The 22589-nt window shown below is 34.7% G+C and carries 16 protein-coding genes and 5 pseudogenes; 13 read left to right on the top strand and 8 right to left on the bottom strand.

Features of this window, described 5'->3' with window-relative positions; genetic code table 11:
* Window positions 1-22: 22 nt before the first annotated feature.
* Window positions 23-127: pseudogene (locus tag AAGD99_RS08955) on the top strand (patatin); the annotation flags it as partial.
* A 39-nt stretch (window positions 128-166) separates the two neighbouring features.
* On the opposite strand, the gene AAGD99_RS00220 reads toward AAGD99_RS08955, so the two are convergent.
* From AAGD99_RS00220 to rnhA, 7 genes and pseudogenes are all read right to left on the bottom strand, one after another.
* Window positions 167-1060, bottom strand: a complete 894-nt coding sequence (locus AAGD99_RS00220; RefSeq protein ID WP_341822241.1) for a helix-turn-helix transcriptional regulator — start codon at window positions 1058-1060, stop codon at window positions 167-169.
* A 50-nt stretch (window positions 1061-1110) separates the two neighbouring features.
* On the bottom strand, window positions 1111-2025 hold the full coding sequence (locus AAGD99_RS00215; RefSeq protein WP_341822240.1) for a helix-turn-helix transcriptional regulator: 915 nt from the start codon (window positions 2023-2025) through the stop codon (window positions 1111-1113).
* Window positions 2026-2090: 65 nt separating this feature from the next.
* Window positions 2091-3215, bottom strand: a pseudogene (locus tag AAGD99_RS00210) (hypothetical protein).
* Between the two features lie 147 nt (window positions 3216-3362).
* On the bottom strand, window positions 3363-4019 hold the full coding sequence (locus tag AAGD99_RS00205; RefSeq protein WP_341822239.1) for a RadC family protein: 657 nt from the start codon (window positions 4017-4019) through the stop codon (window positions 3363-3365).
* A 172-nt stretch (window positions 4020-4191) separates the two neighbouring features.
* Window positions 4192-5059 (bottom strand): annotated as a pseudogene (locus AAGD99_RS00200) (helix-turn-helix domain-containing protein).
* A 113-nt stretch (window positions 5060-5172) separates the two neighbouring features.
* Window positions 5173-7026 carry a DNA mismatch repair endonuclease MutL gene (gene mutL / locus AAGD99_RS00195; RefSeq protein ID WP_341822238.1) on the bottom strand — a complete coding sequence of 618 codons (1854 nt, stop codon included), beginning with the start codon at window positions 7024-7026 and terminating at the stop codon, window positions 5173-5175.
* Window positions 7017-7553 carry a ribonuclease HI gene (gene rnhA, locus AAGD99_RS00190; protein ID WP_341822237.1) on the bottom strand — a complete coding sequence of 179 codons (537 nt, stop codon included), beginning with the start codon at window positions 7551-7553 and terminating at the stop codon, window positions 7017-7019. The genes mutL and rnhA overlap by 10 nt, the downstream gene beginning before the upstream one ends.
* 428 nt (window positions 7554-7981) lie before the next feature.
* Between rnhA and AAGD99_RS00185 the strand changes: the two are divergent.
* From AAGD99_RS00185 to AAGD99_RS00130, 12 genes and pseudogenes are all read left to right on the top strand, one after another.
* Window positions 7982-8530 (top strand): annotated as a pseudogene (locus tag AAGD99_RS00185) (Rpn family recombination-promoting nuclease/putative transposase); the annotation flags it as partial.
* Window positions 8531-8957: 427 nt separating this feature from the next.
* Window positions 8958-10745 (top strand): group II intron reverse transcriptase/maturase, encoded by a 1788-nt coding sequence (ltrA, locus tag AAGD99_RS00180; protein WP_341822236.1) that lies wholly within the window; start codon window positions 8958-8960, stop codon window positions 10743-10745.
* Window positions 10742-11209: a hypothetical protein gene (locus tag AAGD99_RS00175; RefSeq protein ID WP_341822235.1), complete on the top strand. Its 468-nt coding sequence runs from the start codon at window positions 10742-10744 to the stop codon at window positions 11207-11209. Before ltrA ends, AAGD99_RS00175 begins: the two co-directional genes overlap by 4 nt.
* Window positions 11210-11514: 305 nt before the next feature.
* Entirely contained in the window at window positions 11515-11661 is a 147-nt protein-coding gene (locus AAGD99_RS00170) for a hypothetical protein (RefSeq protein ID WP_341822234.1), read from the top strand.
* Window positions 11651-11998: an IS630 transposase-related protein gene (locus AAGD99_RS00165; RefSeq protein ID WP_341822233.1), complete on the top strand. Its 348-nt coding sequence runs from the start codon at window positions 11651-11653 to the stop codon at window positions 11996-11998. Before AAGD99_RS00170 ends, AAGD99_RS00165 begins: the two co-directional genes overlap by 11 nt.
* Before the next feature lie 122 nt (window positions 11999-12120).
* Window positions 12121-12501 (top strand): transposase, encoded by a 381-nt coding sequence (locus AAGD99_RS00160; RefSeq protein WP_341822232.1) that lies wholly within the window; start codon window positions 12121-12123, stop codon window positions 12499-12501.
* A gap of 133 nt (window positions 12502-12634) precedes the next feature.
* The gene (locus tag AAGD99_RS00155) at window positions 12635-12904 is read left to right on the top strand and encodes a hypothetical protein (RefSeq protein WP_341822231.1); all 270 of its coding nucleotides are present in this window, start codon (window positions 12635-12637) and stop codon (window positions 12902-12904) included.
* A 118-nt stretch (window positions 12905-13022) separates the two neighbouring features.
* Window positions 13023-14390 carry a hypothetical protein gene (locus AAGD99_RS00150; protein WP_341822230.1) on the top strand — a complete coding sequence of 456 codons (1368 nt, stop codon included), beginning with the start codon at window positions 13023-13025 and terminating at the stop codon, window positions 14388-14390.
* Between the two features lie 9 nt (window positions 14391-14399).
* Window positions 14400-16634: a hypothetical protein gene (locus AAGD99_RS00145; protein ID WP_341822229.1), complete on the top strand. Its 2235-nt coding sequence runs from the start codon at window positions 14400-14402 to the stop codon at window positions 16632-16634.
* A gap of 130 nt (window positions 16635-16764) precedes the next feature.
* Window positions 16765-17191: pseudogene (gene tnpA / locus AAGD99_RS00140) on the top strand (IS200/IS605 family transposase).
* A 790-nt stretch (window positions 17192-17981) separates the two neighbouring features.
* Window positions 17982-20714: a leucine-rich repeat domain-containing protein gene (locus AAGD99_RS00135; protein WP_341822228.1), complete on the top strand. Its 2733-nt coding sequence runs from the start codon at window positions 17982-17984 to the stop codon at window positions 20712-20714.
* A gap of 274 nt (window positions 20715-20988) precedes the next feature.
* Window positions 20989-21879, top strand: coding sequence for an Rpn family recombination-promoting nuclease/putative transposase (locus tag AAGD99_RS00130; protein WP_341822227.1), 891 nt, complete (start codon window positions 20989-20991; stop codon window positions 21877-21879).
* A 25-nt stretch (window positions 21880-21904) separates the two neighbouring features.
* On the opposite strand, the gene AAGD99_RS00125 is transcribed toward AAGD99_RS00130, so the two are convergent.
* Complete coding sequence (locus tag AAGD99_RS00125; RefSeq protein ID WP_341822226.1) at window positions 21905-22579, bottom strand: hypothetical protein; 675 nt, start codon at window positions 22577-22579, stop codon at window positions 21905-21907.
* Between the last annotated feature and the right edge of the window lie 10 nt (window positions 22580-22589).

Raw genomic sequence — 22589 nt, 5'->3', positions numbered from 1 at the left:
CTCATTATTATTGAGAATTGGTATTACATCAAAAAATATCAAATCTCTTCAGCAAGAAGCAAATGCAATGATAGAGGACAATCAGAAAGTGATAGAAAAATTCTGTATAGAAATATTAAATATATAACTATCTTTACTTATATCTTAATATATTGTTTAACACAATTCAATTTTCACACTCATCAGCAGTTAGGCCACTTGCTCGCAAAATAACATCAGTAGAAACACCCGCCTTAACTAGATTTTTCGCAACCTTGATCTTTTCTGTTTTTTTTACTTTCTCTTTGCTATTCTTCATATCCCTAGATAAAAATTTCTTCACTAATTCTTGCTCTTCAGTTTTTCTTAGTAAATTAAGTAGTTCACTATCTTCATTTGTTTTAGGCAGCAGAACTTTAATATTCACTGATAATCCTTCTGCTATTTGATATAATTTGTCAAATGATATGGCAGTGTATCCTATTTCATACTCGTGTATTTCCTTGAGTGTTAAACCAACTTTGTTTGCTAAATCTTTCTGAGTATACCTTTTTATCAATCTCCATTCTCTTATTCTTTGCCCTACTCTGTAGTATATAGAATCAGTGCAGACTTCTTTCTCTGTATTATCATACTCGTAAATAGATAAGCCGGTTGCTTGGGAAATTATGTCAACTGAAACTCCTTCTTTAACTAGATTTTTTGCTACTTCTAATCTTGCCTCCTCTTGATTGATTTTCTCGCTAATATGAACAAACCTGACTAATGAAGGTACTATTTTGCCTAACTTTTGATTCTCATATATTTTTGTTAGATAGAGTATTTCTTCGTCTTCATCTTTATACTCTCTTACTACTACTGATTCAGGTAGCAGATCTGTAACAGTAGCTGATAATGCTTTTGCTATTATATATAATACTTCAACAGGAATAGCGCTATAGCCATTTTCATAGCTGTTCACTTCTTGGTATGTTAAACCTATTTGACCTGCTAATCCTATTTGAGTATGACCTCGCATTAACCTACAATTTTCTATTTTTTGCCCTATTCCATAACTAACATTGCTTGCAGAAACAAACACATATACCTCCATTTAAGAAAAAAACTCTATTACTATAATTTTTCCACGAGCTACCCATCTAAAACTATATCAACAGGTAAACCTACCGCTTGCAAAATAATATCAACAGGAATTCCCCCTTTTACTAAATCCTTTGCAGCTTTGATCCTTTCCGCTTTTCTCACTTTTTCTTCACAAATCCTTATACCTTCAAACAGAGACTCTCTTAATGCATTACGTAGTTCTTGGCTCTCAATTTCTTTGTATTCTTTAACCAAATCAGGTAGCTCATTTTCTATCTCATCTCCTGTTAGTTCAAGTAGGTCCATGATATTAATTGATAACATCTTTGCTATTCCATATAATTTATCAAGTGGAACAGAAGTCCTTCCTTGTTCATAGTTGCTTATTTCGTGACGTGTTGTATTCATTTTCTCTGCTAAATCTTTTTGAGCATACTCTCTCACTAGCCTCCATTCTTTTATCTTCTTTCCTATTTGGCAGTGTATAGAACCAACTTTTTCTTCAATACATTCATCAGCAGAGAGGCCAATTGCTTGTGAAACAATATCAACAGAAATTCCTGCTTTAACCAGACCATTTGCAATTTTTATTTTTTCCGATTTTCTACTACTTTTTTCACTGACTTGGACAAATTTGGTTAGCAAACAAAACATCCTACGCAACTCCTGATCATTAATCTTTTTATATTCTCTTACTAGATCTAATATTTCTTCTCCCTCATCTTCAAGACAGCTTTTTGATATAGGAATTAGATCCGTAATACTGATTGATAGTGTCTCAGCTATAGCATACAACCTTTCAATTGAAATTCTACGGTTCCCTTTTTCATATTGCAGTATTACCCAGTACTTTACACCAATTTTCTCCGCTAAATCCTTTTGAGTATACCCTCGCTCTAACCTCCAACTTTTCAATTTTTGCCCTACTTCATAGTCTAGACTTTTTTCCACGCAAAAAACCATATATATAATATTTTCTACTATAGCTCAAAGGCTCCAGTAAACTCTGGAACCTTAAAATAAATGAATTAAAGTTCCCTAAAGGTTTCTTTACTACCTCCACATACCCTATTTACCCATGAAGACGGAGACAATACTTCATCATTGCTAATCTCTTTTATAGCATACTTTTCACTCCATATGCCACATCTAGTGAAACTACCTCTCTCTACTGCTTCTTTAAGTTTTACTCCCCCGAAAAGGCAATTTTTTCCTACTTCTTCTCCTATTTTTTGTAATTCAGCCCACATTTCCTTGTTTTCTACTCTCAATTATACTTGATCATATTTTTTTACATCATGGTACAATATAATATTTAGCTTACCAATGCTTGTAGGAAATTCTAACATGATAGAGCTGCCATCTGATATATCAGTATAGTTTCTTATACCTCCCTTTTCACTTTTAACTTCAACTGCATCATTACCAATTTTTAAAATATTACTTCCTAACTCCCTGTTTGCTTCCAGTATTTTGGCAACTTCTACTTTACTGTCCTCAGAAAATTCTATATATGATGTTGTATTGTCTATCTCGAGATCTATTAAGGATCCTTCTTGCACAGCACTTTCGCCAGCTTTTTCTAGTTCTTCTAGTTGCTTCTCTATCTGTGGCTGAACTTCTGGTTGTAGCTCATCATAGATTTCACCTATCAGTTTATTCTGCAGTAAAGTATCATGAAACTCTGCACCGCTTAGCATTAATTTACGTATTAGCTTTTTTCGATCACTTTTTTCTAATCTGTGAAAATGTGTACCTAATACTACATATTCTGCAAAGCTCCATTCTCCATCATTACATGCATTTATTCTTGCTCCAGAGGCTAGTACTTTGTCTATAACTTTGTGCAATTCATTTACGTTTTTTACCTCTACTACCGCACTCTTAAACCAGCTCAACTTTTCACTTTCGCTTGCACTTGGCTTTATTTTTTGCAAAGCTGAAGTAAATGGATTTTGATAATCTGCTTGATCGCTTACAGGTTTTGTGCCATACATGTAGTCAAATCCTTTCCCATAGTTGATTTGGTTTTCGCGAACTTCTCTACCAGGGAAAGGTACATCTCCAGGATTTTTAGCCTTATTAATTTTACTTACAAAAGTAGACTGCTTTATATCAATGCCTTCAAGAGCACCAAATATTTTCTTCAACAACTTGTGATTAACATTAGTCTTTTTATTCCAATCTTTACTAGTCACATAACCCCCATATTAAAAATACTTTCTAAATATACAAATCTTAATTTATACATTCTATTACTCATTATAAATTATAGTGAGTAGATTTGCAAATACTTTCTGCTATAACAATCCGTTTTCTCTAAAGCTAAAATAGCCTGCACTTGTGATAATAATGTGATCAAACAATCTAACACTTACAGTACTACACGCTGCTGCTAAGCTCTTCGTTACTGCTTGATCTTCTTCTGATGGTTCTAAGCGTCCCCCAGGATGGTTATGTGACATTATTACTAATGTTGCATTCTTTATTAATGCTTTTCTTATAATTTCCTTTATATATACCGGTGCTTTTTCCATTTCACCAATATAGGATTCTTCTCCGATTAGTTGGCGCCTTTTATTCAAGTACAGTATTTTTATACACTCCCTTTCTGAGTGGCCTATACTTACGTTCAAATATTCTACTAGCCCTTGTAAGTCCATTATTGGTTCACTCTTAAGCTTTTCTCTCAGTACCCTTTCTAGCGTTTCCTTAACACACATAATCATTGCTACTGCAGAATCAGTCACTCCTTCTATAACTTTCAGGTCATCCATTTCTCTACCTAAAATCCTTCCTACTCCTGTATAAGTATTCACCAGATTTTTAGCAATTTCTTGAGCTTGCGGCCTTTCATGTACTGCACTTAGAAACGTTTCCATTATTTCACGATCAAGTAGTGCTTTTCCTTTGCTTTCTAATATTCTGAATTCGATTTCTTCTTTACTTTTATTCATATAATTTACCTTTCACTAACAACAAACTTTTTTTAGATATTTACTGCTGTTTTTTTTATCAGCATTGGCATAAAGCCATAGCTTCCGAGTGAAGTCAAATCAATTTCTCAATCTTTTTTACTTATTTTTTCATTAAAAAGTGAAGATATTAATATATAATGATTTTTTTATTTTAAACTTGTTGAATTTCGCTTAAAGAGAGGCCTGTTGTTTGCAAAATAATATCGGTAGAAATTCCTTTTTTAAATAAATTCTTTGCAATTTTGGTTCTTTCTGCTTCTCTAATTTTCTCCTCACAAATCCGTATGCCTTCAAACAAAGATCTTATTAGTGCATGACGTAGTTCTTGACTTTCAATCTTTTTGTATTCTTCAATTAAATTCGGTACCACTTTATCATCTGTATCCTCTGTTAATTCAAGTAGGTCCATGATATTAATCGATAACGCTTCTGCCATTTCATATAATTTATCAAGTGGAACAGCAGTCCTTCCTTGCTCATAGTTGCTTATTTCGTCACGCGTTGTATCTATCTTCTGTGCTAAATCCTTTTGAGTGTACTCTCTTCCATTCTTTTATCCTTTTCCCTATTTTGTAGTAGATAGAACCCGTTTTTTCTTCAATACATTCATCAGCAGAGAGACCAATTATTTTTGCAACAATATCAACAGAAACTCCTGCTTTAACCAGACCCTTTGCAATTTTTATTTTCTCTGCTTTTTTACTACTTTTCTCACTAATTTGAACAAACTTGGTTAGTAAACAAAATATCTTACGTAACCCTTGATCATTAATCTTTTTATATTCTCTTATTAGATTTAGTTCTTCATTTTTAAAGCAGGCTTTCTCATTTGATACAGGAATTAGGTCTATAATATCAACCGATAACACTTTTGCTATAGCATATAACTTTTCAATCGAAATTTTACGTATTCCTTTTTCATATTGTAGTACTACTTGATACGTTACACTGACTTTCTCCGCTAAATCTTTTTGAGTATATCCCTTTGCTAATCTACGATTTCTTACTTCCTGTCCTATTACTTTGTAATCTAAAAAATTAGAGCATTTATTCTCTTTTTTCACATTTTATACTCCATAACCAGAAGAGCTGTTACGTATACTTAATTGGCAACCTTTTTGACAAACTGAACTCATCTCCTTTCAAACAATTTTTCTATATCACTTAGTTTCATTTCTATATAAGTTGGTCTTTCATGACCAGAATATGGAGTTTTCTCAATTTGTCTTAGTATCTCATTTATCTCTTCCAATTTCATTTTTCTTCCTGCTCCATGGCAAGCGATTGTGGCTGATATTTTATTCACCTTATCCTCTATTGGCAACGTATCTTCCATTTCCGTTAACTTGTCTACTATATCAACTAGCATCTCTTTTATATCTATTGTTCCCAAGATTGAAGGTATTTCTTTCACCATTATTTTATCTTCTGATTCTATTTCAATACCAAAACCCATTTCAAAAAGCTTATCTTTATACATTTCAACCATCTCCATTCCTGCTTGGTTTTTAATCTCAACTGTTTCAGGAAGAAGAAGTTTTTGTCTTTTTATGCCTGATTTTTGCTTTAAGCTCTCGTATATCAATCTCTCATGGGCTGCGTGCTGGTCTACTATAATTAATTTGCCTTTAGCCTCAGCAATAATGTAAGTATTGTAGACCTGACAGCGTGCATATCCTAGAGGATGATCCGCTATTAAATCAATTTGCTTCCTTTCTAAAACCATCGTTCCCTTTTGGGGTGGAGATTCTCCATATTTAAACGTTTCTGGTAAGCTTTGCCTTCTTTCATCTGGTGCATTGAATTCTTTCATTAGACGATTTTCTAAAAGACTTGGCCTCCTTTCGTAAAATTCTTTTTGACCCTTTACTTCTCTGCTTTTTCCATTATTAACACGCTCATTATTCCTTTGACTTTCACTAACATCAAAAGGCGAACCACCCAGTTCTTCTCCAATACCTTGACACCTAGATCCATCAATATCACTCACTGAAGAGGTACCTATTCTCATTGACAACGCTTTTATTAGCCCTCTTCTCACTATTTCATATATTAACCTCTTATTTTGAAATCTTACTTCCGATTTATTTGGATGCACATTTACATCTACTTGGTCATATGGTACTTCTAAATGCAACACTGCAAAAGGATACCTATTGTCTGGAATAAAATCGTGATACGCATATCTAATTGCACCAACAAGTAGATTGTCTTTTATTGGCCTTCCATTAACAAACGTATAAATCTGAGTTGAGTTGCCACGATTGACATTAGGTTTACAGATGTGTCCCTTAAGTTTGATGCCTTCTTCTTCCTCTTTAACTTCCAACGAATTGCTCTGAAATTCTTCTTCTGTTTCACATAATCTGTTAAATAATGAAGTTTGCTTAACATATTTTAAGAGCTTTTTATTGCCGGAAGTGAGAGTAAACCCAATACTATAATTAATTATTGCTAAGTTATTTACAATATCAACTATAGCTTGTGTCTCTGCCCTCTCGGTTTTTAGAAATTTTAGTCTATTTGGTGTAGCAAAAAATAAGTCACGAACTTCAATATATGTACCCTGTAGCAAAGAACAAGGGATAACCTCTCCTATTTTTTCTCCTCCTTCATAACTTATAGACCATGCTTCCTTTGCTCCACTTGCCTTAGACGATAAGTTCATTCTACTTACTGCTGCAATTGAAGGCAAAGCTTCTCCTCTAAACCCAAGGTGCTTGATTTCTATTAACTCACTATCGCTTAATTTTGAAGTAGCGTGGCGCATAAACGCAAGTTGCAAATCTTCCTTTTCTATTCCATTTCCATTATCTGTCACAGTTATAAGATTGCGCCCACCACTTTCTATTTTGATCTCTATTTCTGAACTTCCAGCATCTATTGCATTTTCTACTAATTCCTTTACTACACTTGCTGGCCTCTCTATTACCTCTCCCGCTGCTATACGATTTATAGTTTTTGTGTCTAAAAGAATTATTGCCATAATACTCCACCCAATCTATGAAACTTAGAGTTCCCTCTATTTTTTGGTGATTTCTTGACCTCACAATCTCTATATTTTAGCTTTTTAGATTCCTTTCTAGCAAGTCTATCTGCCTCCTCATTGTACATATTACCGTTGTGAGCTCTAACCCACTTCCAATTAATATCATGCTGCAAAGCAACTTCATCTAGTTCCTGCCATAATTCTCTGTTCTTCACTGGCTTTTTATCGGCTGTCTTCCAACCATTTACCTTCCATTTATTGATCCACTCTGTTATACCTTGCTTAATATATCGACTATCAGTGTGTAAAATAACTTTGCAAGAAACTTTCAACATCTTTAGCCCGTTAATCACAGCCTTTAACTCCATTTTGTTATTCGTTGTGTTTTCTTCACCTCCAGAGATACGTTTTTTGATAAAGACACTTTTATTTTCATACATCACCACGGCTGCCCATCCACCAGGCCCCGGATTTCCGGAACATGCTCCATCTGTATATATTGTAACCTTCTTTTTTTCGCCCATACTTACAGGATATAGATTCAACGTAAATTTGCTACCGAAATATGTTGATATTATTTTTTGAATATTTTAAAATGTAAGGTGTGAGAGATTGACAAACCTGTCCTCTCGATATTAGGTAAATCGTAATTGAGCTTTTAGGCTCATATTTTTATTAGGAGGTTAATCTCTCACAATGAAAATAAATATTTTTAAGCTCTTCATAGCTCATCAATTCATTTGCTGGGGTTTTTAAGGTGTTTTATAAGGTAATTATGAAAAGATGATCTAAATCTACATCTAAAGCCTTAAATGCAATTCTCAGATGATTTCTGGCAGACTTTTTTTCTTTAACATACACAAAAGTTTGAAAAATAAGGCTTAGTGATAAAAAGGTTGAACATTTCTTCAGAATTGTGTATAATTATTAATGCTTTTTATCTTACTTTCTCATGGCTCTTTCTAAGTTTCTCAATGTGCAAAATGATTATGCATTTAAGAGAATATTTGGTACTGAAAAGAACAAAGACATTCTTATTCACTTTCTTAATGATATATTAGATCTTACTGATGACAACCAGATTAAAGATGTCTCCTTTCTCAGTCCCATTCAAGACCCTGTTATTGCCTCTCAAAAGCAAAGTATTGTTGATGTTCTCTGTGTTGATTCTACAGGGGTCAAAACCATCATTGAGATGCAAGTCGCTAAAACAAGGGGCTTTGAAAAACGTGCCCAATATTACGCTGCCAAAGCTTATTCAAGTCAAGCTGATGTAGGTGACCAGTATCATGATCTTAAAGGGGTTATCTTTATTGCTATTGCTGATTTCATCTTATTTCCTAACAAGCTGGCTTATAAGTCTGATCACGTGACTTTTGATAAGATGACCTTTGAACATGATCTTAAAGACTTTAGTTTCACTTTTATAGAGCTACCAAAGTTTAATAAAACAAAAGAAGATCAATTAGAAAATATTGTTGAAAAATGGATCTATTTTTTTAGTGCGACCCTGAAAGTCGTGGTTTTGTGGTGGTTAAATTCCACTTTCCCTAGACATCGGGGATAATGTATATCTCACATTTTAAAGGGTGGCAACCTTTGGGATGCAAGCATGAGATAAAAGCAGGTAACACTAAACCTCATGGTGAATCCCTGCAAACAGAGTTAGATATGATTACGAGAGGAACCTATGTTTGAATTGTCGTCAAAGCATAGTATGCGAAAAGAGGTTGAACTACGCATAGACCAAAATGGTACGAAGCAAAAGGGGAACTAAAGATTGAAGACTTTAGTTATTGATGTTCCCAGCTTCCGGCAAATAGTAGGAATCTAAGTTTAACGTGAAACGAAGCCATGGAACGGAGTAACCACATAAAAGCTCTTATATTCATAAAAATATAAGTAGGTAGCCAACCACAAGCTGCTATGTGGAAGGATTGTTTAAGAAGCTAATGCCCAAAGTAATATCTGGGATACGCAGACGTAAACACTTTAATTTGGAAGGTAAAGTGGTGAATAGTAGTGAATATGTTATGGACCAGCAAAAAGCTAGGTATGAATGGAATGGAATTCCTTGGCGAAAGCTGAAGAAATCTTCATTTAAGCTACAAAAACGAATTTACCAAGCTTCTAAATGTAATGATATCAGAAAGATGCATAATCTTCAGAGATTATTACTCAAATCAACAAGTGCAAAAACACTCGCTGTTAGGAAAGTAACACAGGACAATAGGGGGAAGAAGACTGCAGGTATTGATGGAAAGGCTAATCTTAATCAAAAAGAAAGATTACAACTATCATATTCTTTAGATATAAAAGAAAAAGCAAAGCCATCAAGACGCGTCTGGATCCCAAAACCTGGTAAGCCATCGGAGCATCGCCCGCTTGGTATACCTACTATATCGTGTCGAGCAAAACAAACACTTGTAAAAATGGCTTTAGAACCAGAATGGGAGGCAAAACTTGAGCCAAACACTTATGGTTTTAGACCTGGTAGATCATGTCATGATGCAATTGAAGCCATATTTGATGTGCTAAAACAGAAAACAGCATATGTATTAGATGCTGATATTTCTGGATGTTTTGACAATATTAACCATAATAAACTGCTTGAAAAGCTCAATACCACACCAACGTTAAAGAAAATCATAAGAGGATGGTTAAGGGCAGGCGTTATGGAAGATGGAAAGTTTCAATCCACAAAACGTGGTACAATTCAAGGAGGGACGATCTCACCGTTGCTAGCTTGTGTTGCATTACACGGATTAGAGCAACATATCAAAAAAGCATTAACAAACGAACTCTTTCAATGCATGAAAAGAAAATATGGTAGGATATCGCATAAAAATGCGCAAAAGTCTATTAGTGTAATTTTCTACTGTGATGATTTTGTCGTCATACATGAAAGTGAAGAAATTATTCTTAGGGCAAAAGTTCTAGTTGAAGAATGGTTAAAAACCATTGGATTAGAATTAAAGCCTTCTAAGACAAAAGTTTCTCATACATTAAAAATCATTAATGGAATAAAACCAGGATTTGATTTTCTTGGATTTTCAATAAGACAATATCCAACAAAAGAAAGTAAGAAAGGTTACAAATTATTAATAAAACCAAGTCGTAATTCTATAAAGCAGCATATATTTGCTATTAAACATAAACTTAGAGAAATGCGTGGGGCGCCACAGGAAGTAGTAATAAGGAATCTCAATCCAATCATTAGAGGGTGGAGTCAATATTACTCTTCAGTAGTTTCATGTAAAATCTTTAGCTCATTGGATAATACTATACATAGAAAGCTCTGGAAGTGGGCAGTCTTTAGGCACCCAAACAAAGGGAAATGCTGGATAAAAAGAAAATACTTTAAAAAGTATAATAACGATAACTGGCGTTTTATGACAAGTAACAAGATACATCTTATTATACACAGCGATCATGTTATTAAACGACATATCAAAGTGCAAAAAACCAGATCTCCATATGATGGTGATTGGGTTTATTGGGGTAATCGTCTTAGAGAAATACCAGATAAGCCATCAAGAGTAATAAAACTATTGAAGTTACAACAAAGTAAATGCGGTAATTGTAGACTATGGTTTGAAAGTGATGATATAATAGAAATACATCATAAAGACCGGAATAGACGAAACAATATGATCAAAAATTTATCTTTGTTACATGGGCATTGTCACGATGAATTACACAGGAGGTGTGCATGACAAGCACCAAATTAGAGAGAAGCCGTATGAGGCGCAAAGTCTCACGTACGGTTTTGAAGTCGAGTGAAGAGGGGCGACCTTCTTCACTTAGACAACAGCACGCAGATGAAACGAGCGAAGAGGATCTAAAAAAAATAATAGGTAGTGATGTAATTATTGGTAGGGCTTATGATGAGTTAAACCAATATAACTGGAGTAAAGAAGAACGTCTTGCTTATGATCAAGCTAAGAAACGTACCGATGATTATTTATCTACCCTTGAAGAAAAACTTCACGAAGGCATCCTTATCGGCCATCAAAAAGGTAGGGTGGAAGGTATTCAAATTGGTGAAAAAAAAGGCGAAAAACAGGCTAAAATAGCTGTGGCAAAAAATCTACTTAAAGCAGGTGTATCTGTTGACTTAATAGCTAAGTCTACTGGTCTTTCTCAAACTGAAATTTCACAACTCAAGGAAAAAGCTTAAGTACTGTAGCTCCCTTAGAGCGCTTTTCAACTTATTGTGCTTCTTTATCTATTAGTCTAATATATTAAAGCCTACATCTAACTCTTCCGCTATTCTTGCTATAGCCTATTTGATTTTCTCACTAATTTTACGCATCAGTTAAGTGCAAAATAGATGATATTTAAATATAAAAAATGTTTTTCATAAAATTTTTCTTGTCCTTGATAATTTTAGTGTTGATATTTGATTCTAACTTTTGCATAAGGTTTGAGTCTTTTTTGTACTATGTAGGTGAAGGCCGTTTCCTCCCTGTATTCTTTTTTAGTATGTTTGCTACTGCACATGATGCTGGTATTTTAGGTACAGACGAAAGAGTCTATTTTTGTTTTGACAACCATGGTATTGATACTATAGTATTTCCTAAAGTAAATGATAAAGATATAATAAACTATTTGGGTTATAATGGCGTATAGTGTGGATTTAAGAGAAAAGGCAGTATCGATGATAGGAAAAGGAAAGACGAAGGTTGAGGTAGCAGAGCTTCTGGAAGTAGGAATAGCAACTCTGTACCGCTGGTTAAAAAAGAAAGCTGCTGGTGAAAGCCTCAAGCCATCTAAAAACGGCAGTTTTATTCGAAAAATAGACCCAAAAATACTCGAAGAATATGTTAAAAAGAATCCAGGTCATACGTTGGCAGAGATGAAACAAAATCTTGGATTTGGAATAAATTCAATTTGGTATAGACTAAAACAGCTAAGAATTACTTTAAAAAAAAGTCACACTATATCAAGAACGCAATCAAGAAGATAGGCAGCGATTTACTGATAAAATCTCAAAAATAGACTATTCTAGCATCTTATATATAGACGAAGCAGGAGTTGACAATAAATTATACCGAGAATATGGACGTGCTCCAAGAGGAAAGAAAATTTATGCAGATATTCCAGCGAGAGAGAATCAGTATAGTAGCCGGGTGGATTGGAAAGAGATTTATTGCACCTATGACTTTCAAAGGTGGGTGTGACAAAGAGGTATTCAATACATGGTTGGAAAAGATGTTGTTACCTAAATTGCTACGTGGTACAACCATAGTTATGGATAATGCTACATTTCATAAGACTACTAAAACAAAATCATTAATAGAGTCTTTTGGCTGTCATTTGCTTTATCTTCCAACATATTCACCAGATTTGAATCCCATAGAACACTGTTGGCATACCATCAAAAGCCGCCTCAGACCTCTAATGTATAAATGTACAGACTTACAACTTTTGGTTGCTAATACCATAATGGAAATTTATCATTCATTTTAGAAAATACTATAGTAATAAGGATTTACTCATTTTTCGATCAACTGATATGCAAGCTTTTATACAAGCACTGCCGGATCAGTATAAATGCAGCAGTGCTGTGGAAGCTTATAGGAGATATTATCTCAAGGAAAAGATGAGATTTGCTAAGTGGGAAAAGGGCAGAAAAGCACCGGATTGGATAATCTGCTACGTAATACCACAACTAATACAGCTCATAAATAGAGAAGCCATCCAAATCGGACATGAAAAAGGCATCCTAATCGGCGAAGAAAAAGGTGAAATGAAAACTAAAATAGCAGTGGCAAAAAATTCACTTAAGGCCGTTGTCTCTATAGATGTGATAGCTAAAATGATCGGCCTTTCTATTGATTACATTAAGGACATTCAAGAAGAAAAGTTTTAGCCATAACGTTTTTTTATTAAGTCCTCTATTCTAGTAATTTTAATGTTGCAATCCATTCTGATGTTTGTATAGTACCTCTTATTTACATAATATTATAAACATTCAATAGGAGGGTAAAATGCCAAGGAAGAAAGACCGTCATGCTGCGGTACTTAATAAGTTAAAGAGTGTTATTCAACATGCAGATTCTAAGGTTGCTGCTGAAAGGCGTTTAGCTGTTGAAAGATGGGTGAAAACTTATATTAAGCAAGTAGAATACCTTAAAGATGATAAACTACAATTCTTATACAACATATTCCGCGATGAAAGTTGCTGGTCAGGTACAAGATTGAACAATACAATCTTAGGACAGAGGTTTACTGAAGAAAAAACAGGTGGAATAGAAAACCCACTTTCCAGGTATGATATGGCATGTCGATACTGTGTAATAGATAAAATTCAATCGCTCTTTCAGAGGCAACTTGAGTCTTACAAAAGTAGCTTCTCTTCCAAAGAGGTGGATGATGATGGTAAGCCTGCAACTAGCAATAACAAATATGTGAAGAGTAAACTGTTGAGTTATATGAAAAGTCAAGATCCTGTATTTAGTTTCTGGATCGATAAAGAGTCCGGAGAATTAAAAAAACATGGCAACGCAGCAGATGGTTTTAAGAAAGCCATAAAATTTAAGTGGAGTGAGGGAGTAGAGTATTTCTATCATCGTCTAAACGAACAGGTAAAAGAGGAAGAAATTACTAGCGCGATTACTACCTTGTCCTCTGTTCAATGTGACCATAATGGTGCTATTATTTTAGATTTTTGTCTTAGTAAAATGAGTGATCAAGCAAAAAATAAGCTATTTAAAGATTCTGAGCTGTCGAAAAAAGATAAAGGAGTATACTCTCTTCTTAGTGCGTTGATACATCAAGGTTTTTTTGATACAGTTCAAGTGGTAGTTTCTCTGTTTAAAAGTAAGGTACTGGCGAATAAGGTACTCTCAACACATGATTATTCACTCCTTCTTTCTTTGCTTTCAGATATAATGCTTGAAGAGCCTGAGTCAGGTACTCAAGCTAGGGCAATCATGATGGATCTTTGGCAATATAATGGCTTTAATGAGTACAAAAAGGTTGTAGTCGATTTTTCTAATAGTGTAGATCCAATAACGGATGTGGTGGCAAAATTGGTGATAGACTGGAAGAACGATAATAATAAGGACAGAGCAATTGCAAAAAAGGGCGAGATATTGGAGATGCTACAATTTGCTCAAAAGATTTGCTCATCTGAAGGTTTTGAAGATTTTAGAAAGGACGTGATTGATGATCTAAGAATAGTTGGTAGGGGAGGTATGAAAAAAAATGTAGACTACGGTAAATTGGCAGAAAAGTTGTTTGCTGAATTAGATAAGACCTTGCCTAGTGGCAGAGGTGATGTTGGTGGAGCTGGTGACCCACAGTCTACACTAGGGAGTGCTGAAGTTAGTAGTTTTTCTGGTCATAGTAGGTAGGAGTGTTTTATGCATGGATTAATTGGAAGTTTGATAAATGGGAATTGCAATGAGTTTACAGAAGAGTTTGAGTATTTTCTGGATTCATGTCCATCTTTTTTGCATTCTGTTGGTAAGGATCGTTTCTTTCCTGCATTCTTTTTTGGCATGTTTGCTACTGCACATGATTCTGGTGTTGCAAACAATGATGAAAGAATCTTCTTTCGTTTTGATAATGATCCAGGTAGTCCTGGAAGGGGGAATCTAAAGGTTGCAATTCTAACAACTGATGGAAATAACAGAAGAGTTGTAAGGTGCTATACTATTGCTGACAGAGAGAATAGCTACGGTTCTAGGTTTAGCCAACAGGAAAGGGAGCAGGTGGAGGGTATCCTGCAAGATGAAGAGCTAGAATGGCAAGAGTATAAAACATTCATATGGGCGGATAATCAAGGTGAAGATGAAGAAGAGGAAGCAGTAAGATGTAGGATATTTCAGGCAGGACAAGGACCATTTACTGGAAATCATGCATCTTATTTAACTCGTAGACACAGTTTTCAAGAGATTACCAGAACACCTGGACTGCAAAATAATTATTTACCAAATCTGATAAGCAGGCTAGAAAGTAATGATAGCGTAGCTGTAAGGAATGCTAGTACAAGAATTTTTCGATATATCATTAGTGTCTATGATAGATATGATCAGGCATTAGACTTCTACGGCAGAGAGTCGGACTATCATGGTCTTGTGTCTGGCGTTTTGATGCATTTTAGATGTCGTAATGCAGCCAATATTTACCTTGAGCTGTTTGTAGGTGGTGGATATGCAGATATTACTTCTATTGTACATGGTACACAGAGGTTAATTAATTCTGTTCCCTGTGTAACTGAACTTAAGGCAGGCAGAAGAGCAGATAGGAATGCTGGCCGTGCATTAGAGCAGGCTGGAAATTATGTTAATGGATGTCCCGTTTCATCCATATCTATTCCAACATTATCACCAAGAGCTGTCTGCGCTGGAGTGAATTTCGATTTTGGTAACCCAGGACGTTTACAGCTTGGTGTGAGGGCTTTTTTAGCAAAAGGTTCTTCTTTAATGGAAAGATTATTTGAACTTGTAGAGGATGAGGAGATTGGAGAAAATGTTAGGGATTATCTACTCCATCCAGCCTTTGGTGTACCTGCTGTACCAGGTATTAGGAATAGGGGTGGTGTTAACGCTAGAGATAGAAGAATATTTCTCTATACAAGTGGATTTGCTTTCGCAAGTATTGCATTTGCAAAAGGAACTGTGCCAATAGAAGGAAATCGTGCAATAGTAGATAAGCACTTGTTTCACTATGACGGTAATGCAAAAATGTTAGATGAGCAAGGATACAATACACAAGTAAATATTGGAGATCGTGCTTTAACCATGGTTTTACATGTATCACGTGGGAGAGACCAGAGGGAGGAGGTGGTTATATTTCATGTTCGCCACATATTGGCTAATCAACGGTTTCCGAACAATGGATTAGATCTATCACGTTGGTCAAATGCTATGGTGCATGAAGTAGTATGTAATTTAACCATAAATAGAAGAATAAGAGGAGCTAACGATAATCTTGGCTTGACTGTTGCTGTAGAAACATTTGACTCACCTGCTGACTACCTACGGGATAGAGGCAATCAGCCTTTTCAAGGTGAGCTTTTACGGATAGGTGGTGTTGATAATGTGCATCGCGCTGCAAATGTAATGATGAATACTGGCTGGGTAAATGAAGATCCAGGTAGTCATGAACGGTTGTACCAAGCAATTTCTAATGTGCTACATCCATTAAGATGGGTAGTAAACAGAGATAATGCTAGGGAAGCTGGATTTCATGCTATATTGCATGGGTTGTTTTACACTTGTGATAATCCTGCCAGAGTAATTAGTGAATTTCAGGTTGGAGGAGGAGGAAAGTTAGACCTAGTATTGTCACGAGCTTTAGGAAGGAAAGGAGGTACTCACCCAGTTGGAAAAGAGCTAAAGTTTGCTGCCACTGGGGCAGAGGTACAAGCTAGAGAGCGAGAAGCAGATGATCAGTTGGCTGATTATGAGAATCGTAGAGGGTTTGATCGGGTTACTGATGGAAATAAAATAATTCTTTCGTACGCTGTACTTAATGATCAAGCACAAGCTCCAAATACTTTTATTACATCGGTTACCCACCATCCTCATGCTCTGCATGTAAAACGTAACTTAGGAAATGATGGCATAAATGATTTTCCTTATGGGCATTAAGAAATTAATGAGGGTTCAATCGTCTGTTGTGAATAGAGGGTTTATGGTAATTTATTGTCCCAAATTTGGGAGAAAAAACCTGGACCATCCTTTCAAGAATATAATTTTAAGGTGAAAATTTTGAAAGAATGTGGAATATTATAGAAAAAGCAGTCACTCTGTATATGAATGTACATATCACATAGTGTGGATAACAAAATATCGATATCCAGTATTAGTTGGAGATATTGGGCAGAAAACTAAAGAAGTTGTACAAGAAGTATGTGCAAATAATCAAGTAGAAATTATCAGAGGTAGAGTTGCGTCAAGTCATGTACATGTATACGTTTCTGTACCCTCATACTTAAGTATTAGTAAGTTAGTGCAGTTAATAAAAGGAAAAAGTTCCAGAAAAATCCAGCAAAACTTTCCAGAGCTGAGAAAAAGATACTGGGTTATGGGCAGTAGGCTACTTTGTCAGGACTAGCGGAAACGTAACTGACGAAATGATAAAAAATTATATTGAAAATCACTCTAAAAAAGAAGATAAATTTGGTGACTTTCAAGTCGAAAGTTAGCATTCTATGCTCTCTCTCAATCTTTGGATTTCAATCCATAGTGGTTGAATTTGCTAGACAAGATTTATAGTTAGAACTGCTGGAAATATTATATTGGCTACTTCATCTCGTAACCTGATCGGCTTTATTGAATAGCGAATTACAGGATGGACAGATAAAAGAAATCCATGTATCAAGTTTAAAAGTGAATGGGTTAGGGGTATCAAGTTGAGGAAAATTGTAAATGAGCCTGAGAGGAAATTTGTATTTTTGATGATTTGAGGTGTTAGAACTAAGATAACTCTGACGAAAAATTTTCAAATTCTGCTTGCTATAAAGTCATTTTTCTTTGTTATTCTTAAATAAATTACTATTAATTTAATAACATATTTTATTAGAAACTTAAATAGTACAACCATTTCCAGCACCCAAAACCAGCAAGCGTGAGAAATGTTTTTTTTGGAATCGTGTGGTCTACCGCTTGTTCTGTGCGAACTTTTATTTATAATGATTTTACTATACCGCAAAACCAGCCACTTTAGCCTATTTTCATCATATTTAGATACGAACTAATTTGCTTGGCTTCGTTGCAACAATTTTATGTTTTTATTTTCACAACGCCGCTTTTATTTAAATTGTTCTCACGAAGGTAGGTACTTTTTTGCGATTTTTGAAGGAAGTAAATATTTAAAGTTTTTGTGACGCTACAGAATCGAGTATTTTTTACAAATTTTTACATAATTTATCAAAAAAATTGACAACTACCGAAACGTTAGCTAGAATATTTAAATTATACCTATAGTAGAGTAAAATGACTTTTGACAAACATGTTTATGGTAATTCTTTGAGAATAACAGGTGCTATCAATATAAGCGAATTAGTAAGCTTTTTACAAAATAGAACAAACATCACAAAACTTAGCTTACTAGAAGTTAGGGATGAAAGTTTAAAAGGATTAGCTTTTCGTGAAAGGTTTACTTCTGGTTGCTTGGAGAAAAGTATTAGTGTAAAAGGTATAAAAGAATTAGCTAAGCTTAAAAATCTTACTTCACTTGATTTGAGCGGGGACGATGTTACCGATGAAGGTGTAAAGGAATTAGCTAAACTTAAAAATCTTACTTCACTTAATTTAGACAGGAACTATATTACCGATGAAGGTGTAAAGGAATTAGCTAAGCTTAAAAACCTTACTTCACTTGATTTAAGCGGTGTAAGGATTGGTGTAAAAGGTATAAAAGAATTAGCTAAGCTTAAAAATCTTACTTCGCTTAGTTTATTGCGGTGCTATGGTCAAAAAGATGATGAGTGTGTAAAAGAATTAGCTAAGCTTAAAAATCTTATTTCACTTGATTTAAACGATAACAGAATTGGTGGTAAAGGTGCGAAGGCATTAGCTAACGGTAATCTTAGAAATCTTACCTCACTTTGTTTAAGCCATAACCTTATTTGTGGCGAAGGTGTAGAAGCCTTAGCTAACGGTAATCTTAAAAATCTTACCTCACTTAACTTGAAGTACAATTGTTTTGGTGATAAAGGTGCGGAGGCCTTAGCTAACGGTAATCTTAAAAATCTTACTTCACTTTATTTGAGGTACAACGGTATTTTTAACCAAGGTGCAAAAGAGTTAGCTAAGCTTAAAAATCTTACTTCACTTTATTTGAGTCACTATTCCCATCGTACATTAGAAGCTCAAAAAGCTTTAGCAGAATCTAGGAAAAAGGTTATATTAGATAGGGCTACAGATTATTATCACTTTGTGCAAGACGCATGGTCTAAAAATAGTAACGCTAGTAGACTAGATGAGAATATTACAAAGGAGCTGTTTTTTAAGCTTGCAATGAGAGATGGTAAAGATTGGGTTGTCCTCTTATTAAATGATCTCGATAAATATCCTTTTCTGATCAACTCAAGGGATGAAGAAGGCCATACACTCTCTCATTTTTATACTCATTCTCCTAGAATGCAGGAACTTTTGTTTGAGCATGGCTTAATTCCTGAACAAGAAAGAAATCAAAGAAGAGATGATGAACGCATTGCACGAGATAGTCAATCTGTCCATAAAAGTCTGGTAGTAAAACGGACAAATTTTTTTGCCAAGAAGCTAGTTGAATCCACAAAAGCCAGTGAAGGTCAATTAGAGCAAACAGTAAATTCTTATGTGGAAAGTATAGGACTGCTTAAACAATATCAGAATGATCCAATAAGACTAAGGCTTCTTAGTTTAACTGATAATGAAAAAAAAAGTGCGATGGAAGAAACATTACGTGAGACTGATCCTACGCCAGGTGATGAAAAATTTATTGAGGCTGTTGTTGATAAAGCCGAGCAAGCACTAAAACAGCAGTATTTAAAAAAGAACTTCCGCGGTGAATATGACCAAGGGTATCCTACAAATAGGATGCAGTATGATTACACAAGGGGTAGCGAAAGGTTTATTACTATACCTGAATCTATAGGTTATATAAAACTACTTATTGATGATTTTTCCGTTCCACTGAAAGAAAAAAAGGAGTTGCTAGTCACTCTTATGGAACAAAATCCAGATTTGGTAAAGAACAAATTATCTAAGGTAAAAGAAAAACTTGGAAATAGCGTAATCCTCGATAAAGAACAGTTTAATAAAACAGAACTACATGGATTATTAGATGGTATAGATGACGGTAAAAAAGTAGATGAGTTGTTCAAAGAAATCAGTTGTTTGAATATAGAAGAGGTCTGGAGAGAGCAAAAAGAATTTATTCTCCTAAAACAAATATATATAGCAGCAACAACTTATGGTGAAAATAGCGGTGCCTGCGTCCAAGGCACATGGAGCCAAATTATTAGTAGTATAAACGAAATTAGCTCCGAAATCGTGGCACAATATGATCGCTATTTAGAAGAAGAACAAAAGCAGGAAATGCGAAAAAATGCTATTACAAAAGAAAATGTTATACCATTTGTAGAAGATTTAGCTGGTAAATTAATTCAATATGTCAAGGATAATCCAGAGTTGAAAGAGGTTTTGCAACATCACTTATTATACTTAGAACATATAGATGTTGATGATCCTGAGAAAGTTACGTTTGAACAACAAAAAATTTTAGCGGAGATAAATAAATATTTTAGTGAAAATATTAAGGGTGTTTTACGGAATTACAATAGAAACATACCAAGTAGAGGTGAATACAGCCTTGTCATCGAGGAATTGTCAAAGGTAAAAGCAATGCAAAATTTTGCACAAGAGCCATCTAATCAGCAGAAGAATATCACAACGGATGAAGAATCTAAAGATGCTAAAAACAATAATATACAACCAAGTAATCCAGATGATGATGCTCCACGAAGTAAAAAGAGAACTATTGTAACTGCCTCTGCGCTGGCAATAGCTGGAGTTGTTTCGGGAATAGCTATTGCAGTTCACCTAGAAATGTTAGCAGTCGGAATAGCAGTTGGAGCTTGTTGTCTTCTTGCTGCTGCGATCATATATTACTGTAACAGACCTTCACATTCACTTGAAAACAGCAGTGCAGAAAAGGTGGTGAACCCAATATGCTTAAGTTAAGGAGAAATAGCAACAGGAAGAGTTATTTTAAATATTTAGCAATAATCTTAATAATTTGAAAATCTTTCTAAAGAAATTATCTTGACGTTTATGGTTTTTCAAGAATGCCACTAACTTTAAGATTTTGTAGGCCAGTCGCCTATATTAATATGAACACCTACCTCAATTTGCCAACTCTTGAAATTCAGCTAACTTTAATAGACTTTAGCATAAAAAGGTTGAACATTTCTTCAGAATTGTGTATAATCATTAATGCTTTTTAGGTTAATTTCTTATGACTTTTTCTAAGTTTCTTGATCCCAAAAATGATATATCGTTCAAGCGTATCTTTGGTACTGAAAAAAATAAGGATATTCTTATTCACTTTCTCAATGATATCCTTGGCTTCACTGGTAAAAATGAAATAAAGGATATAGAGTTTTTAAGTACTATTCAAGACCCTGATATTGCTGCTAAAAAGCAAAGTATTGTTGATGTCCTCTGTAGAGATGAAAATGGACTGCAAGTAATAGTCGAAATGCAGGTCGCTAAAACTAAAGGCTTCGAGAAACGTGCTCAGTACTATGCTGCTAAAGCTTATTCAAGACAAGCTGACAAGGGTGATCAATACCATGACCTTAAGGAAATTATCTTCATTGCTATAGCAGATTGTGTACTGTTTCCTAATAAATCTGAGTACAAGTCAAAGCATACTATTCGAGATGAAGACACTAATGAACACGATTTAAAAGATTTTTATTTTATATTTATTGAATTGCCAAAATTTCCAAAGAATAAGGAAGATCAATTGGAGAATATAGTAGAAAAGTGGGCTTATTTCTTTAGGTATGCAGAGGAAACCAGTGAAGAGGAGCTGGAAAAAATAATAGGGAGTGATTTTATAATCAAAAAAGCCTATGAAGAGCTAAATAGATTTAACTGGTCAGAGAAAGAATTTATTGCCTACGAGCAGGAAATAAAACGTATTCTTGATGAACAGGCTGTACTCGCTCAAAGACTCGATGATGCTACTGAAAAAGGCAAAAAAATTGGTAAAGAGGAAGGAAAAATTGAAGGAAAAATTGAAGTAGCAAAAACAATGCTGGCTAATAATGTTGATGTTGACACTATTGTCAAGTTTACTGGTCTTTCTATAAGTGAGATAAAAGAATTGCAGAAAGTTTAATAACTTATAGATTCTTCTAAAGAAGTTAGCTTATTTGAAATTTGCTTGACGTTTTTTGAGCATGTCCTTTTATGTTGGATTCAAAGAAGATAGGCTGCTCCACACTTTTTACTTTCTCGAGCTTGGTGTTGGGATTTATGATATTGTACAGCGCAAAACTTACACAAGCTAATCCAACTATCCCGCCAACTACCGCTATGGCGTACATTTTCAATATATAAGCCACAATACTGCTAACTAGCAATGCCGCACCAACAACACCAGCTACAATTGGTTGAATTGCCTTTTTTGATGATTTTTCGTCTACAGTACTATCAAAACATGCAGCAGAAGAGGGGCTGTCAGGAACATTTGGCTCTACAGTAGTTTCTATTTGCGCTTCTTCGCTGCTTTCACTTATAGGTTGAAGATCTTCACTATTTATATTATATAATTTAATATCAGTATCAATTACAGATTTATGCTCTACATCACATACTCCATGCACTTCCTCTTCAGCCGGCACACTTTTGCCTGTTACAACCTGCTGCTTTATGGTTACTTCTTTATTAAGAACTTCTTCTGAAAGTTTTTTGCCTTCTTCTCTTGTTGTGCTGCTAGAAATACTTGGCTCTTGTATCTCAGTTTCTTTGGAAGTAGTGGTAAATCTATCATTCCAATTTTTGAATTTTTTAGCAATAGCTTTCCCTATCTTTTTCATAATCTCTATT

Source organism: Wolbachia endosymbiont (group A) of Clivina fossor (genome assembly GCF_964026865.1).
Classification (GTDB): Bacteria; Pseudomonadota; Alphaproteobacteria; order Rickettsiales; family Anaplasmataceae; genus Wolbachia.
The sequence above is the reverse complement of the archived record's forward strand: the minus strand, read 5'-3'. Positions and strand labels throughout refer to the sequence as shown.

What these genes read in the sequence shown, in the direction of transcription:
- AAGD99_RS00215 (WP_341822240.1), bottom strand. Translation starts at nt 2,025, where the DNA reads ATGGTTTTTTGCGTGGAAAAAAGTCTAGACTATGAAGTAGGGCAAAAA.
- AAGD99_RS00205 (WP_341822239.1), bottom strand. Translation starts at nt 4,019, where the DNA reads ATGAATAAAAGTAAAGAAGAAATCGAATTCAGAATATTAGAAAGCAAA.
- mutL (WP_341822238.1), bottom strand. Translation starts at nt 7,026, where the DNA reads ATGGCAATAATTCTTTTAGACACAAAAACTATAAATCGTATAGCAGCG.
- rnhA (WP_341822237.1), bottom strand. Translation starts at nt 7,553, where the DNA reads ATGGGCGAAAAAAAGAAGGTTACAATATATACAGATGGAGCATGTTCC.
- AAGD99_RS00175 (WP_341822235.1), top strand. Translation starts at nt 10,742, where the DNA reads ATGACAAGCACCAAATTAGAGAGAAGCCGTATGAGGCGCAAAGTCTCA.
- AAGD99_RS00170 (WP_341822234.1), top strand. Translation starts at nt 11,515, where the DNA reads ATGTTTGCTACTGCACATGATGCTGGTATTTTAGGTACAGACGAAAGA.
- AAGD99_RS00165 (WP_341822233.1), top strand. Translation starts at nt 11,651, where the DNA reads ATGGCGTATAGTGTGGATTTAAGAGAAAAGGCAGTATCGATGATAGGA.
- AAGD99_RS00160 (WP_341822232.1), top strand. Translation starts at nt 12,121, where the DNA reads ATGCAGATATTCCAGCGAGAGAGAATCAGTATAGTAGCCGGGTGGATT.
- AAGD99_RS00155 (WP_341822231.1), top strand. Translation starts at nt 12,635, where the DNA reads ATGAGATTTGCTAAGTGGGAAAAGGGCAGAAAAGCACCGGATTGGATA.
- AAGD99_RS00150 (WP_341822230.1), top strand. Translation starts at nt 13,023, where the DNA reads ATGCCAAGGAAGAAAGACCGTCATGCTGCGGTACTTAATAAGTTAAAG.
- AAGD99_RS00145 (WP_341822229.1), top strand. Translation starts at nt 14,400, where the DNA reads ATGCATGGATTAATTGGAAGTTTGATAAATGGGAATTGCAATGAGTTT.
- AAGD99_RS00135 (WP_341822228.1), top strand. Translation starts at nt 17,982, where the DNA reads ATGACTTTTGACAAACATGTTTATGGTAATTCTTTGAGAATAACAGGT.
- AAGD99_RS00130 (WP_341822227.1), top strand. Translation starts at nt 20,989, where the DNA reads ATGACTTTTTCTAAGTTTCTTGATCCCAAAAATGATATATCGTTCAAG.
- AAGD99_RS00125 (WP_341822226.1), bottom strand. Translation starts at nt 22,579, where the DNA reads ATGAAAAAGATAGGGAAAGCTATTGCTAAAAAATTCAAAAATTGGAAT.